At 63.5% G+C, this 14,402-nt stretch carries 11 protein-coding genes; all 11 read right to left on the reverse strand.

What is annotated here, in order from left to right:
* Nucleotides 1-39: 39 nt before the first annotated feature.
* The 11 genes from AC3RCP_RS04465 to AC3RCP_RS04515 all read right to left on the reverse strand — a co-directional run bounded on the left by AC3RCP_RS04465 (nt 40) and on the right by AC3RCP_RS04515 (nt 14,309).
* Nucleotides 40-2,823 (reverse strand): hybrid sensor histidine kinase/response regulator, encoded by a 2,784-nt coding sequence (locus AC3RCP_RS04465; protein ID WP_053259482.1) that lies wholly within the window; start codon nt 2,821-2,823, stop codon nt 40-42.
* A 99-nt stretch (nt 2,824-2,922) separates the two neighbouring features.
* Complete coding sequence (purD, locus tag AC3RCP_RS04470) at nt 2,923-4,218, reverse strand: phosphoribosylamine--glycine ligase (protein WP_007921652.1); 1,296 nt, start codon at nt 4,216-4,218, stop codon at nt 2,923-2,925.
* Between the two features lie 188 nt (nt 4,219-4,406).
* Nucleotides 4,407-6,014, reverse strand: a complete 1,608-nt coding sequence (purH, locus tag AC3RCP_RS04475) for a bifunctional phosphoribosylaminoimidazolecarboxamide formyltransferase/IMP cyclohydrolase (RefSeq protein ID WP_101336721.1) — start codon at nt 6,012-6,014, stop codon at nt 4,407-4,409.
* 81 nt (nt 6,015-6,095) lie between these two features.
* Nucleotides 6,096-6,416 carry a DNA-binding transcriptional regulator Fis gene (gene fis / locus AC3RCP_RS04480; protein ID WP_007921650.1) on the reverse strand — a complete coding sequence of 107 codons (321 nt, stop codon included), beginning with the start codon at nt 6,414-6,416 and terminating at the stop codon, nt 6,096-6,098.
* On the reverse strand, nt 6,413-7,426 hold the full coding sequence (gene dusB, locus AC3RCP_RS04485) for a tRNA dihydrouridine synthase DusB (RefSeq protein WP_007921649.1): 1,014 nt from the start codon (nt 7,424-7,426) through the stop codon (nt 6,413-6,415). Before dusB ends, fis begins: the two co-directional genes overlap by 4 nt.
* Nucleotides 7,427-7,622: 196 nt before the next feature.
* Entirely contained in the window at nt 7,623-8,861 is a 1,239-nt protein-coding gene (locus AC3RCP_RS04490; RefSeq protein ID WP_101336722.1) for a DUF3426 domain-containing protein, read from the reverse strand.
* A gap of 30 nt (nt 8,862-8,891) precedes the next feature.
* A complete protein-coding gene (gene prmA / locus AC3RCP_RS04495; RefSeq protein WP_007921647.1) occupies nt 8,892-9,770 on the reverse strand; it encodes a 50S ribosomal protein L11 methyltransferase in 879 nt (292 codons plus the stop codon).
* 286 nt (nt 9,771-10,056) lie between these two features.
* A complete protein-coding gene (accC, locus tag AC3RCP_RS04500; protein WP_007921646.1) occupies nt 10,057-11,412 on the reverse strand; it encodes an acetyl-CoA carboxylase biotin carboxylase subunit in 1,356 nt (451 codons plus the stop codon).
* A gap of 17 nt (nt 11,413-11,429) precedes the next feature.
* Nucleotides 11,430-11,891 (reverse strand): acetyl-CoA carboxylase biotin carboxyl carrier protein, encoded by a 462-nt coding sequence (accB, locus tag AC3RCP_RS04505; protein ID WP_007921645.1) that lies wholly within the window; start codon nt 11,889-11,891, stop codon nt 11,430-11,432.
* A 24-nt stretch (nt 11,892-11,915) separates the two neighbouring features.
* Nucleotides 11,916-12,371 carry a type II 3-dehydroquinate dehydratase gene (gene aroQ, locus AC3RCP_RS04510; RefSeq protein ID WP_007921644.1) on the reverse strand — a complete coding sequence of 152 codons (456 nt, stop codon included), beginning with the start codon at nt 12,369-12,371 and terminating at the stop codon, nt 11,916-11,918.
* Between the two features lie 144 nt (nt 12,372-12,515).
* On the reverse strand, nt 12,516-14,309 hold the full coding sequence (locus AC3RCP_RS04515; protein WP_492571435.1) for a protein-disulfide reductase DsbD: 1,794 nt from the start codon (nt 14,307-14,309) through the stop codon (nt 12,516-12,518).
* Nucleotides 14,310-14,402: the final 93 nt, after the last annotated feature.

Genomic DNA, 14,402 nt, shown 5'->3' on the forward strand with positions numbered 1-14,402 from the left:
GGCGAGCGGAGTTTAACAGGCGTTTGCCGGACTGTCGGCTCAGGACGGTTGCGCCGTGGTGCGGTCCTGCAGGTCGCGCTGCGCCACCCAGTGTTCGATCAGTTCGCGCAGTTGCGACAGCTCCACCGGCTTGGCCATGTGCCCGTCCATGCCGGCCTGCCGCGCGCGCTCCTTGTGCTCGGTGAGGATGTGCGCGGTCAGCGCCACCACCGGCGTGCGCACGCGCTGGTTGCCGACTTCCCAGGCCCGCAGCTGCTGGGTGGCGGAGAAACCGTCGAGGATCGGCATTTCGCAGTCCATCAGCACCAGGTCGTAGCGCTGGGCCTTCATCGCTTGCAGGGCTTCTTCGCCGTTGCTCGCGGTATCGGGCTGCAGGTTGAGCTTGCCGAGCATGCCGCGAATCACCTTGGTGGAGATGCTGTTGTCCTCGGCGACCAGGATGCGGAAGTCGCTCGGCACCTTGACCGGCACCGCAACCCCGCTCAGCGAATGGGGCTGATGGGGGACCAGTTGGCCCTTGTTGCGCTGGGTCAGCTCGTCGGCCAGGGTGGTCTTGAGGGTATAGCCGGCCACCGGTTTGGCGAGGATGCGCTTGACCCCGGCGTTGCGCGCGATGACCTTGCTCGGCGCGTTGCTGATGCCGGTGAGCATGATCAGCAGGATGTCGTGGTTCAGGCTCGGGTCTTCCTTGATCTTGGCCGCCAGTTGCATGCCGGTCATGCCGGGCATGTTCTGGTCGAGCAGCACCACATCGAAGTAGTCGCGCAGGTGCGCCTTGGTGCGCAGCAGGGCCAGGGCTTCCTTGCCCGAAGGCACGGCGCTGACGTTCAGGCCCCAGGCGCTGCATTGCTGCACCAGGACCTTGCGGCAGGTGTCGTTGTCGTCCACCACGAGTACCCGGGCGCCTTGCAGCGGGCCATCCAGGTCGGACGTCGGGTGCTCCAGGCGCTCAGGGTCCAGCGGCAGGGTCAGCCACAGGGTGCTGCCCTGGTTGGCGCTGGTCTTGACCCCGAACTCGCCATGCATCAGCAGGATCAGCTGGCGGGCGATGACCAGGCCGAGATTGCCGCCCAGGCGGGTGCTGGCGAGGAAGTTCTTGCTGTGCAGTTCCGAATGCAGCAGGGCATCGCGCTCTTCGGCTTCCATCGGCTGGCCGCTGTCCTGCACGGCGATGCGCAGGCGCGGTTTGCTGGTGCGCTCGTCCAGCGCGACCACCACCAGGACCTCGCCTTCGTCGGTCTTCTTCAGGGCGTTTTCCAACAGGCTGAGCATGGCCTGGCGCAAGCGCGTCGGGTCGCCGCTGATCACGCGCGGCACCTGCGGCTGGATGAAGCTGATCAGCTCGACGTTCTGCTGCTCGGCCTTGGCGCGGAAAATACTCAGGCAGTCTTCGATCAGTGCATTGAGGTCGAACTGCACGTCGTCCAGCTCGATCTGCCCGGACTCGAGCTTGGAGATGTCGAGGATCTCGTTGATCAGGGTCAGCAGCTCGTTGCCGGCGCTGTGGATGGTCTGCACGTAGTCGCGTTGCTTGACCGACAGTGGCGTGCCCAGCAGCAGCTCGGTCATGCCCAGCACGCCGTTCATCGGTGTGCGGATCTCGTGGCTGATCTTGGCCAGGAACTCGGCCTTGGCATTGACCTCGGCGTTGCTGGCGGCGAGGTCGCGGCTGACGCTGAACTCGTTCTCGGTGATGCTGCGCTGGCGCTCGCCCAGGGCGATGCTCATCGCCCACCCGCTCAGGCACATGGTCACCAGCAGGGTGATGATCAGGCCCTGGGGCGCGACCATGGTCAGCCCCAGCAGCGCCGGCAGCACGATCAGCGCGCCGATGTTGAAGATGCCCATGCCGGCCACGAAGTAGCGCGCCGGGCGGTAGCCTTTGTGCCAGTGATAACCGGCGATGAACAGCATGCTCAGGCCGACCAGGGCCACCAGGCCGTAGGTGATGAGGTTCAGCGGGAGCGAATCGACGAACAGCAGCAACAGGCTGCACAGGCCGACCATCAGGATGTCGACCAGCAGCAGCTTGTTCAGTGGGTGCGGGCCCAGCGGGGCAAAAAAACGATAGACGAACATCAGCCCGCAAGGGGTGGTCAGCAACAGCGCCAGGTAGGCGCCAGGGGTCTGTATCGCGTGCCAGTCCGGCAGCCAGGGGCCGAACAGGTTGAGCATCAGCGCCAGGCTGAGCATCACCAGGGCTTCGCAGGACGCCAGCCACAGGCTGCTGCGCGAACGGGTGTAGGCGTAGCGCACCAGGTTGTGCAGCATCAGCATGCCCATGCAGCCGAACAGCAGGCCGTACAGCACGCTCTGGCCTTGATTGGCCGCGGTCATGACCGCCGGTTGCAGGGTGATGTAAGGGCGCAACTGATGGTCGGAGACCAGGCGCAGGTAGACATCGAGGGTCTTCTGGTTCTGCGGCAGCGGCAGCATGAAGTCACTGCTGGGCAAAGGCCGTTCGGCCTGGGGCTGCTGGGTGCCGGAGGTCAGTTGCTCGACCAGGTTGTCGCCGTCCAGCACATACATGTCCAGGCGTGACAGGTCGGGCGCGAAGATCCGCAGCAGTTGTTCGTGCTTGCCCGGTTGCAGTTTGAAACGCAGCCATAACGCGCCTCCGGGTTCGGCGGCGGTGATGCGTTCCAGTTCGATCGGGCTGAATTGATTGGTGTAGCGCGGGGAGCGGATATCGCTCAGTTGCAGGTCGGCCTGTTCATCGAGCAAAACGGCCCAGTTACTGCCTTGTGCGGCCTGGGCCGGGATCAAGCAGAGCAGGGTCAGCAGAGTGACGGTGAAACCTATGGCAGTCCTGAGCCAGCGCACGGCGAAATCCCTTCGTAGGTTGATGCCAGATTATAACTATGCGCGGCGCTGGAGCCGTCCGGCAAGGGCCTGGGGCCCCTGCCGGACAGGAAGACAGGATTACTCCTGACTTTCGCCACGCTCGCGGGCAATGGCCCGGTAACCGATGTCTTTGCGGTAGAAGCAGCCTTGCCAATCGATCTTAGCTGCCAGTTGGTAGGCCTGCTGCTGCGCGGCACCCACGCTTTCGCCCAGGGCGGTGGCGCAGAGCACGCGGCCGCCGGAGGTTACCACCTGACCGTCCTTGAGCGCGGTGCCGGCGTGGAAGACTTTGCCTTCCAGTTTGGCGGCCGCGTCCAGGCCTTCGATCACCGCGCCTTTGGCGTAGTCACCAGGATAGCCGCCAGCGGCCAGGACGATGCCCAGGCTCGGACGTGGATCCCATTGCGCTTCGACCTTGTCCAGCGCCTGGGCCAGGGCGGCCTCGACCAGCAGCACCAGGCTCGATTGCAGGCGCAGCATCACCGGTTGGGTTTCCGGATCGCCGAAGCGGCAGTTGAACTCGATGACTTTCGGGTTGCCGGCCTTGTCGATCATCAGGCCGGCGTACAGGAAACCGGTGTAGACGTTGCCTTCGTCGGCCATGCCGCGCACGGTCGGCCAGATCACCTGGTCCATCACGCGCTGGTGCACGTCGGCGGTGACCACCGGGGCAGGGGAGTAGGCCCCCATGCCGCCGGTGTTCGGGCCGCTGTCGCCGTCGCCGACGCGTTTGTGGTCCTGGCTGGTAGCCATGGGCAGCACGTTCTTGCCGTCGACCATGACGATGAAGCTGGCTTCCTCGCCGTCGAGGAACTCTTCGATCACCACGCGCGAACCGGCGTCGCCGAAGGCATTGCCGGCCAGCATGTCGCGCACGGCGTCTTCGGCCTCGCTCAGGGTCATGGCGACGATCACGCCTTTACCGGCGGCCAGGCCGTCGGCCTTGATCACGATCGGCGCGCCTTTTTCCCGCAGATAAGCCAGGGCCGGCTCGATCTCGGTGAAGTTCTGGTAGTCGGCGGTCGGGATCTTGTGGCGCGCCAGGAAATCCTTGGTGAAGGCTTTCGAGCCTTCCAGCTGGGCCGCGCCAGCGGTCGGACCGAAGCAATCCAGGCCACGGGAGCGGAACAGGTCGACCACGCCAGCCACCAGCGGTACTTCCGGACCGACGATGGTCAGGGACACGTTCTTCTCGGCAAAGTCGGCCAGCTGCTCGAGGGCCAATACGTCGATGGCCACGTTCTCGCACTTGGCTTCGATGGCGGTGCCGGCGTTGCCCGGGGCAACGAAGACTTTCTCGACCCGTGGGTCTTGAGCGACTTTCCAGGCCAGGGCGTGTTCACGACCGCCGCTACCAATGATCAGTACATTCATTTCAAAAACCTCGGATGACGCTAATTCTGTTAGGAGCCTAAAGCTCTTCACGCTTCAGGAGGTCGCAATGAAGTAGGTAGATGCAAGGCGCAGTCGCTTGCGATGAGCGGAGTTGCCTTCTGGCAATGAGCATCATCGCAAGCGGCTGCAACGCAGCAGATGCCTGCTTCAGTGCGGCCGCTGCCGTATTAGTGGCGGAAGTGGCGCATACCGGTGAATACCATTGCGATTCCGGCTTCGTCGGCGGCGGCGATCACTTCGTTGTCGCGCATCGAGCCGCCTGGCTGGATCACCGCGGTGATGCCGACCTTGGCCGCGTTGTCGATGCCGTCGCGGAACGGGAAGAACGCATCGGACGCCATGACCGCGCCCTGCACTTGCAGGCCGGCGTGTTCAGCCTTGATCGCGGCGATACGGGCGGAGTTCACGCGGCTCATCTGGCCGGCGCCGACGCCGATGGTCTGACGGTTCTTGGCGTAGACGATAGCGTTGGACTTGACGAACTTGGCCACTTTCCAGGCGAAGATCAGGTCGTGGATTTCCTGTTCGGTCGGGGCGCGCTTGGTCACCACTTTCAGGTCGTCGGCGCCGATCATGCCGATGTCGCGGCTCTGCACCAGCAGGCCACCGTTGACGCGCTTGTAGTCCCAGGCCGGAACGCGGTCTGCCGACCATTGGCCGCAGGCCAGCAGGCGCACGTTGGCTTTCGCGGCAACGATGGCACGGGCTTCGTTGCTGACCGAAGGGGCAATGATCACTTCAACGAACTGACGCTCGACGATGGCCTTGGCGGTCTCGGCGTCCAGTTCGCGGTTGAAGGCGATGATGCCGCCGAAGGCCGATTCGGTGTCGGTGGCGTAGGCCAGTTCGTACGCCTGGCGGATACCGCCTTCGGCGTCCGGGCTCACGGCCACGCCGCACGGGTTGGCGTGCTTGACGATCACACAGGCCGGCTTGACGAAGCTCTTCACGCATTCCAGCGCGGCGTCGGTGTCGGCCACGTTGTTGTACGACAGTTCCTTGCCTTGCAGCTGGGTGGCGGTGGCGATGCCGACTTCGGCAGGCTTGGCTTCCACGTAGAACGCCGCGCTCTGGTGCGGGTTCTCGCCGTAGCGCATTTCCTGGGCCTTGATGAACTGGCTGTTGAAGGTGCGCGGGAATTCGCTGCGACCTTCGGTGGTCAGGGTTTCGGCCGCCTGGTTCACGGTGCCCATGTAGTTGGCGATCATGCCGTCATAGGCCGCGGTGTGTTCGAAGGCCTTGAGCATCAGGTCGAAACGCTGGGCGTAGGTCAGGCCGCCGGCCTTGAGGCTTTCCAGCACCTGGCCGTAGTCGCTGGCGTTGACCACGATGGCCACGTCTTTGTGGTTCTTGGCCGCCGAGCGGACCATGGTCGGGCCACCGATGTCGATGTTCTCGATGGCGGTCGGCAGGTCGCAGCCCGGCTTGGAGATGGTGGCTTCGAACGGATAGAGGTTGACCGCTACCAGGTCGATCGGCTTGATGCCGTGCTCGTTCATGATGGCGTCGTCGATACCGCGACGACCGAGGATACCGCCGTGGATTTTCGGGTGCAGGGTCTTCACCCGGCCGTCCATCATTTCCGCGAAACCGGTGTAATCCGCGACTTCCACTGCGGCCACGCCGTTGTCCTGCAGCAGTTTGAAGGTCCCGCCGGTGGAGAGGATCTCCACGCCCAGGGCTTCCAGCTCCTTGGCGAATTCGAGGATCCCGGTCTTGTCGGAAACACTGATCAAGGCGCGGCGGATCGGCAGGCGGGTAGTCTGGTCGGTCATCTCAATTTCCATCAAAAGCAAAGGAGTCAGCAAAAAAGGCGACCGGTTTTACGCGGGCGCCTTTCTGGTTTGATTGAATGCTTACAGCAAATCGTACTGCTTGAGTTTCTTGCGCAGGGTGCCGCGGTTCAGACCGAGCAGCTCGCTGGCCTTGGTCTGGTTGCCCTTGACGTAGTTCATCACGCTTTCGAGCAAAGGAGCCTCGACTTCGGAGAGCACCAGGTTGTACACGTCCGTGACGGCCGCGCCCTCAAGGTGGGCGAAATAATTGTGCAGCGCCTTCTCGACACTCCCGCGAAGGGTCTGGCCTTCTTCGCTCGGCGTATTGAGGTGCTGTTTCAAATTCACGTTGTCGCTCACGGGTGCTGTTCCACTCACTAAAGTCTCGGTCATCATCGTCATGCGGCCACCCCTTCTCCGTCCCCTGTCACCAGGCTCTTGTAACGCTCGGCAAAGAACTCACGAACGTTGGCGCACTGTGCTTCCGTATCTTCCAAACGATTGAAGTGGGCGCGAAACTCCCTGGCGCCCGGCAGAGTTGCGAGATACCAGCCCACATGCTTGCGAGCAATGCGTACGCCCATGACATCGCCATAGAAGGCATGCAGCGCGGCCAGATGCTCAAGCAGAATACGTTCCACTTCGAACAGTTCAGGTGCCGGCAGGGTTTGACCGGTACGCAGAAAATGTTCGATTTCACGAAAAATCCATGGCCGCCCCTGAGCGGCCCGGCCAATCAACAGCCCGTCGGCACCGGTAGCGTCGAGGACGTAGCGGGCCTTCTCGGGCGAGTCGATATCGCCGTTGGCGAAGACCGGGATCGACACCGCCTGCTTGATCGCAGCGATGGTGTCGTACTCGGCAACGCCCGTGTACAGGTCGGCCCGGGTCCGGCCATGGACCGCCAATGCCGTGATGCCTGCCTGTTCGGCGATCTTCGCCACCGTCAGGCCGTTCTTGTTCGCCCGGTCCCAGCCGGTACGGATCTTCAGGGTGACCGGCACATCGACTGCGGCCACCACGGCCTGCAGGATCTCGTTCACCAGATCTTCATCTTTCAGTAACGCGGAGCCGGCGGCCTTGTTGCAGACCTTCTTCGCCGGGCAACCCATGTTGATATCAATAATCTGTGCGCCCAACTCGACGTTGGCGCGGGCGGCATCCGCCAGCATCTGTGCATCGCCACCGGCGATCTGTACCGAGCGCGGCTCGGGATCGCCCTCGTGGATCATGCGCAGGCGCGATTTGCGACTGTTCCACAAACTCATGTCGCTGGTGACCATTTCCGAGACTACAAGGCCTGCACCCAGCCGCTTGCAAAGCTGACGAAAGGGCTGGTCGGTGACGCCCGCCATGGGGGCGAGAATCAAGCCGTTGTGCAATGTATATGGGCCGATGCGTACCGCCGACATAGGACTTCCCTGTTGTGGGGCCGGATCATGAGAGTTCGAAAAAGGGTTGGCATGATACCCGCTCTCGATGACTGGATAAAGGCTGAATTGGATAAAATCTGAACAGTTATTCTGTTATTGCCAACGGTTTGGTCCGCTGGGCAGCAGTCAGAAAACCGCCGTCAATCCCGGGCGGCCTTTGCTCGGATGGCGCGCCTTACTCGGGCGAGTGAAAGCTCAGGCTGTAGTTGACGGCCTTGGGGCCCGGATCGAGGATGTCCAGCGCGATATGGATCGGTGTCTGCGGCGGCATCTCCGACACCCCTTCGAGCTCACCCTTGACGTATTCGCCGGGTTTGAAGCGACGACTGGCGATCAGATGGCCGTTGAGGTCGGCGAAACGCAGTTCCAGCAGCGGGAAGGGCTGGGAGAACGGCGCGCGGTTGTAGATGATCGCATCCACCACCAGGGCGCCGCTGAAGTCCGGGTGGCTGCGCACCACCAGGTTGCTGCTTTTGATGCGGCCGATATCGACCTTCGAGGGCACCGTGCAGCCCAGTTCCGGGCAAAACTGCTGGAACCAGGGGCGGTACTGGTCCTGGCGCGCCAGTTCGTCGAAGTGATAGGCGATGTACTGGCCCGCCAGGCCGGCGGCGGCCAGCAGGATCAACAGGCTCCAGAGCAGGCGGCGGCCCCAGGGCGAGCGGCGCTTTTGCCAGTCCAGCTGGATCGGGTCGTCTTCCAGGTCCAGCAGCACGGCGTCCGGCGCCTCGGGCTCGGCGCGCCCGCGCTTGTTGCGTGGCGCCGGGCTGGCTGGCGGCTCGATCTCATCGGGCTCGTCGGCCTTCAGGGAGCCGTGCGCTGGCGTGGGCTCCAGGTCGTCGTCCAGGAGCAGGGAGGGCGCCTTGGGTTCGTCTTCCAGATCGTCCAGGTTGAAGGACAGCGACGGTTCGGTACGCCCGGAGCGGCCGGCGTCGACGGGCGGCTGTTCAGGTTTTTCGTTCAGGTCGCCGCTGGTGCCGGGTGGCTGGCTGAACAGGCTGTCGGGCCAGTGTTCCTCTTCGGCATCCGGCTGGTCGCGGCGGGCGCTGAGGGCGTCTTCCCTGGAGGCGCGTTCCTGGCCGAAGGCCTTGGTCGGCTGGATTTCCCGCTGTTCGAGCTTGGCCAGTTCCTCGTCCAGGTCGAGGCTGTCCAGGTCGAGCTCGGTGGCGCTCCACTGCTTCTGGCTGATGGCGCGCGGTGGCGGCGGGGTCAGCGGTTCAGCAGGGGCCGTCGGTGCGGGAGGTGTGACGACAGCGTCCTTGCCAGCGCGTTGCTCAAGCAACTGCCGTGCGGCGTTGAACACCTGCAGGCACGAGCCGCAGCGCACCACGCCCCGGGCCACGCTCAACTGGGCGTGGCTGACGCGGAAGCTGGTTTGGCAATGCGGACACTGGGTGACGAAACTGTCGGTCATGCGGCGATCCGGTTTATACAGGCGGCCATTCTAGCGCCGACGGCCGGTGATGCGTACCCAGCCATCGAGGTTGGCGATCGGATCCAGGTCGAAGTCCCGGGCGTAGGCGGCAGCGACTTCTTCACCCTGTTCGGCGAGGATGCCCGACAGCGCCAGGCGTCCGCCGCTCTTGACCAGGCTGGACAACTGCGGCGCCAGGGCAACCAGCGGGCCAGCAAGAATGTTGGCGACCAGCACGTCCGCCTGGACCTGCGGCAGGTCTTGCGGCAGATAGAGCGGGAACAGCGCTTCGGCGATGTTGTTGCGCCCGGCGTTGTCGCGGGAGGCTTCCAGGGCCTGCACGTCGATGTCGGTGCCCACCGCCTGTTTGGCGCCCAGCAGCAGGGCGGCGATCGCCAGGATCCCGGAACCGCAACCGAAGTCCAGCACGTTGCAGCCTTTCAGGTCCTGACCGTCGAGCCATTCCAGGCACAGGGCGGTGGTCGGGTGCGTGCCGGTGCCGAAGGCCAGGCCCGGATCGAGCAACAGGTTGACCGCGTCCGGCTCGGGAGCGGCGTGCCAGCTCGGGACGATCCACAGGCGCTGGCCGAAACGCATCGGCTGAAAGTTGTCCATCCAGCTGCGTTCCCAGTCCTGGTCTTCGATCACTTCGCTGTGATGTTCGGGCAGCGGGCTGCCGGTCAGCAGCTCAAGGTGGGCCAGCACGCTGGCGGCCTCGGTGCCGTCTTCGAACAGGGCCAGCAGGTGAGTGTGGTTCCACAGCGGGGTGGTGTTGAGTTCCGGTTCGAAGATCGGTTGATCCTCGGCGTCCATGAAGGTCACCGAAACGGCGCCGACTTCGAGAAAAGCGTCTTCGTAGGTTTCGGCTTGTTCTGGGCTGATGGCGAGACGGACTTGCAGCCAAGGCATGGCGGGCACCTTTGAAATATGTAATGTGCAGCCTAGCGGGCTGCGAGAAGCGCGCAAGTTTACGCGAGCGAGGCGCAGAAGACGACACGCCAGGCACCATTTCCACTTGCCCGCACCGCCTCTCTGTAGGGGCGAGCTTGCTCGCGATGCCTGCAAGGGCGCCGCATAACACCAGGAAAATGCGCGCTGTCGCTGATGGCCCTATCGCGAGCAGGCTCGCTCCTACAAGGGGGCAGAAACGACAAGGCCGCTCGAAAGCGGCCTTGTCGTTCTGGTGCGGTGTCGATCAGTGTTGACCGGCCAGCTTGTGCTCCAGGTAGTGAATGTTCACGCCACCTTTGCAGAAGCCTTCGTCACGGGTCAGGTCGCGGTGCAGCGGGATGTTGGTCTTGATCCCGTCGACCACGATTTCGTCCAGCGCATTGCGCATGCGCGCCATGGCTTCTTCACGGGTTGCCCCGTAAGTGATCAGCTTGCCGATCAACGAGTCGTAGTTCGGTGGAACCGCGTAACCGCTGTACAGGTGCGAGTCGACGCGTACGCCATTGCCGCCCGGAGCATGGAAATGCTTGACCGTGCCTGGGCTTGGCATGAAGGTTTTCGGGTCTTCGGCGTTGATCCGGCATTCCAGTGCATGGCCACGAATGACCACGTCCTTCTGGGAGATCGACAGCTTGTTGCCAGCGGCGATGCTCAGCATCTCCTTGACGATGTCGACGCCAGTGACCATTTCCGATACCGGGTGCTCTACCTGCACGCGAGTGTTCATCTCGATGAAGTAGAAACGGCCGTTCTCGTACAGGAACTCGAAGGTGCCGGCGCCGCGGTAGCCGATGTCGATGCACGCCTTGACGCAGCGGGCGAAGACTTCCTGGCGCGCGGTTTCGTCGATGCCCGGAGCCGGCGCTTCTTCAAGCACCTTCTGGTGGCGACGCTGCAGGGAGCAGTCACGGTCGCCCAGGTGGATCGCGTTGCCTTGGCCGTCGGACAGCACCTGGACTTCCACGTGACGTGGGTTGGTCAGGAACTTCTCCAGGTAGACCATCGGGTTGCCGAACGCCGCGCCCGCTTCGGAGCGGGTCAGCTTGGCCGAGGAGATCAGGTCTTCTTCTTTATGCACCACGCGCATGCCGCGACCACCGCCGCCGCCAGCGGCCTTGATGATCACCGGGTAGCCGACTTCACGGCCGATGCGCAGCGCGGTTTCTTCGTCTTCCGGCAGCGGGCCGTCGGAACCGGGAACCGTAGGTACGCCGGCAGCGATCATGGCGTGCTTGGCCGATACCTTGTCGCCCATCAGGCGAATGGTCTCGGCTTTCGGGCCGATGAAGGCGAAGCCGGAGTTCTCGACCTGCTCGGCGAAGTCGGCGTTTTCCGCGAGGAAGCCGTAGCCTGGGTGAATGGCGGTGGCGCCGGTCACTTCGGCGGCCGCGATGATCGCCGGAATGTGCAGGTAGGAGTGCGCGGCGGAGGCCGGGCCGATGCAGACGGATTCGTCCGCCAGACCCAGGTGCATCAGTTCCTTGTCGGCCTTGGAGTAAACGGCGACGGTCTTGATACCCATCTCTTTGCAGGCACGCAGAATCCGCAGGGCGATTTCACCGCGGTTGGCGATCAGAACTTTTTCCAACTTCGCAGACATCGTTGGCTCTCCGCGGTTCAAACGATGGTGAACAGCGGTTGGTCGTACTCAACCGGCTGGCCGTCTTCGACGAGGATGGATTCGATCACACCGCTGGTTTCAGCTTCGATGTGGTTCATCATCTTCATGGCTTCGACGATGCACAGGGTGTCGCCTTTCTTCACGCTCTGGCCGACTTCAACAAAGGCTGGCGAGGTTGGCGAGGATTTGCGGTAGAAGGTGCCGACCATCGGCGAACGGGCAACGGTGCCGTTCAGCGCTGGGGCAGCTGGAGCTGCTGGTGCGGCAGCGGCGGCCGGAGCGGCAGCGGCAGGCGCGGCAACTGGAGCAGCCATCGGTGCCGGTGCGTAGTACTGCTGGGCTGGAGTCTTGCTGTGGCGGCTGATGCGTACGGACTCTTCGCCTTCCTTGATCTCGAGCTCGTCGATGCCGGATTCTTCCAGCAGTTCGATCAGTTTCTTAACTTTACGGATATCCATGAATCATCAACTCCCAAGGGTCGGTCAGGGGCGTTTAGCTTGTTGTTCAAGCTGCTCTAGTGCGGCCTCCAGGGCCAGTCGGTAACCGCTGGCGCCAAGGCCGCAGATCACTCCCACCGCAACGTCGGAGAAGTAGGAGTGATGGCGGAAAGGTTCGCGTTTGTGCACGTTAGACAAATGCACTTCGATGAATGGGATGCTCACCGCCAGCAGCGCGTCACGTAATGCGACGCTTGTATGCGTAAAAGCTGCTGGATTGATCAGAATGAAGTCCACGCCTTCATCGCGGGCGGCGTGGATACGGTCGATCAATTCGTACTCGGCGTTGCTTTGCAGGTAGAGCAAATGGTGGCCGGCCTCGCGGGCCCGGCGTTCCAGGTCCTGATTGATCTCAGCCAGGGTGACTGCACCGTAGACCCCCGGTTCACGGGTGCCGAGCAGGTTCAGGTTGGGTCCGTGAAGAACCAGTAGGGTCGCCATCTGCCGTTCCTTGTTATTGCGCAGTGATTGGAATGTGCGGTTATCAGAACCCGGCGACTATGCCGCAAAGCCTTTGTGACTGTCCAGTTCTCTGCAATAGGCAGCACGATGACCGATGTTTACCTAAAATATGTGACCAACTGACTAAATCCGGTCATTTGCTGCAGCAATGCGTTCAGCGAAGTCCGCGGCGCTGATTTCGCCGACCACACGCACATCGGCACGTTCGACGCCATCTTTGCCGAAGAACATCAGCGCCGGCGGGCCGAACAGTTGGTAGCGGTCCAGCAGGGCGCGCTGTTCGCGGTTGCTGGCGGTGATATCGAAGCGCACCAGGCGGTAGCCCTGCAGGCGTTCGACGACCTGGCGGTCGTTGAGCACCTCGTGTTCGATGACTTTGCAACTGATGCACCAGTCGGCGTACCAGTCGAGGAGCAGCGGGGTACCGGCATTCCGGGCATCGGCCAGGGCCTGCTCCAGCTCACCGGGGGTGGTGATGGTCTGCCACTGGCCGGCGCTGGTTTGTCCGGCGCTGTTGCTGGTGGCCGCGACCGGTGGGCGGGCGAGCGGGCTGAGCGGGTCGGTCTGGCCGCTGAATGCGCCGTACCAGCAGGCCAGGGCATAAAACAGCAGGAACAGCCCGCCCAGCTGCGCCAGGCGCGCGCGCGGTGCCTTGTAGACAAACTCCAGGGCACCGAGAAACAGGCCGACGCCGGCCGCCAGCGCGCCAATCAGCAACAGGCTGATCTGGCCCGGCAAGACCCGGCTCAGCAGGCCGATCGCCAGGCCGAGCAACAGCACGCCAATGGCGTTTTTCACGTAGACCAGCCATGGCCCGCTTTTCGGCAGCCAGGCCGCGCCGCCGGTGGCCACCAGCAACAGCGGCGCGCCCATGCCCAGGCCCAGGGCGAACAGTTTCAGGGCACCGCCCAGGGCGTCGCCGCTGGCGCTGATATACAGCAGGGCGCCTGCCAGCGGCGCCGAAACGCAGGGCGATACCAGCAGGCTGGACACCACCCCGAGAATCGCCGCGCCCCACAGCGAACCACCCTCGGTACGCCCGGCGATGCGTTCCAGGCGCTGGCTGATAAAGCGCGGAAGCTTGAGTTCGAAGACATCGAACATCGCCAGGGCGAACACGACGAAGAACAACGCAAAGGGTACCAGCACCCAGGCCGATTGCAGGCGTGCCTGCAAATTGAGCTGGGCGCCGAACAGCCCCATCAAGGCGCCGAGCAGGGCGAAACAGGCGGCCATCGGCAACACGTAGGCGAGCGACAGATTGAAGCCGCGCCAGCCGCCGACCTGGCCCTTGAGGACCACGCCGGACAGGATCGGCAGCATCGGCAGGACGCAGGGGGTGAAGGTCAGGCCGATGCCGGCCAGGAAGAACAGCGCCAGTTCGCGCCAGCTCCAGGCGGTTTTCCCATTATCGGTAGCGGGGCCGCCGGCACTTGAGGCATTTGCCGAGGAGGCCGCGGCATCGATCTGCAAACGCTCGGTTTCCGGTGGATAACACAGGCCCTTGTCGGCGCAGCCCTGGTAGGTCACGGCCAGGGTGAAGCCCCGTTGGTCCGTGGCGCTGCGCGGCAGTTCGACATCGACAATGCCGTGGTAGACCTCGACGTCGCCGAAAAACTCATCGTGTTTCTGTTCGCCCTTGGGCAGTTGGGCGGCACCCAGGGTGATATCGGCGGGCTCGGCGCGGAACTGGAAGCGGTGGCGATAGAGGTAGTAACCCTCGGTGGCGACGAAACGCAGCTTGATCGACTGCGGCGTGCTTTGCAGCAGGCTCAGTTGGAACGCTTCGCGCACCGGCAGGAAGTCGGCGCTGTTGTTGATCGAACCCAGGGTCGAACTGGGGCGGCTGTCCAGCAACCCGGCGGCGTTCGCCGGCAGGGCAAGCACAAACAGCATCAGGCAAAGCAGGCGACGCATGGCAATCTCGCGAATCGAAGGTGTGCGCATGATAGCGGAGAGCGGTGGGGTATGCGTATGCGCCCCGTAGCCGCTGCCGAGCCTGCGACCGCG

It is taken from the genome of Pseudomonas sp. GW822-FHT05A08 (assembly GCF_058800485.1).

Excerpts from the sequence above, each read along its gene's own strand:
- prmA (WP_007921647.1), bottom strand. The coding sequence starts at position 9,770 with ATGCCTTGGCTGCAAGTCCGTCTCGCCATCAGCCCAGAACAAGCCGAA.
- accC (WP_007921646.1), bottom strand. The coding sequence starts at position 11,412 with ATGTCTGCGAAGTTGGAAAAAGTTCTGATCGCCAACCGCGGTGAAATC.
- aroQ (WP_007921644.1), bottom strand. The coding sequence starts at position 12,371 with ATGGCGACCCTACTGGTTCTTCACGGACCCAACCTGAACCTGCTCGGC.
- dusB (WP_007921649.1), bottom strand. The coding sequence starts at position 7,426 with ATGTCGGCGGTACGCATCGGCCCATATACATTGCACAACGGCTTGATT.
- purD (WP_007921652.1), bottom strand. The coding sequence starts at position 4,218 with ATGAATGTACTGATCATTGGTAGCGGCGGTCGTGAACACGCCCTGGCC.
- AC3RCP_RS04515 (WP_492571435.1), bottom strand. The coding sequence starts at position 14,309 with ATGCGTCGCCTGCTTTGCCTGATGCTGTTTGTGCTTGCCCTGCCGGCG.
- accB (WP_007921645.1), bottom strand. The coding sequence starts at position 11,891 with ATGGATATCCGTAAAGTTAAGAAACTGATCGAACTGCTGGAAGAATCC.
- fis (WP_007921650.1), bottom strand. The coding sequence starts at position 6,416 with ATGACGATGATGACCGAGACTTTAGTGAGTGGAACAGCACCCGTGAGC.
- purH (WP_101336721.1), bottom strand. The coding sequence starts at position 6,014 with ATGACCGACCAGACTACCCGCCTGCCGATCCGCCGCGCCTTGATCAGT.
- AC3RCP_RS04490 (WP_101336722.1), bottom strand. The coding sequence starts at position 8,861 with ATGACCGACAGTTTCGTCACCCAGTGTCCGCATTGCCAAACCAGCTTC.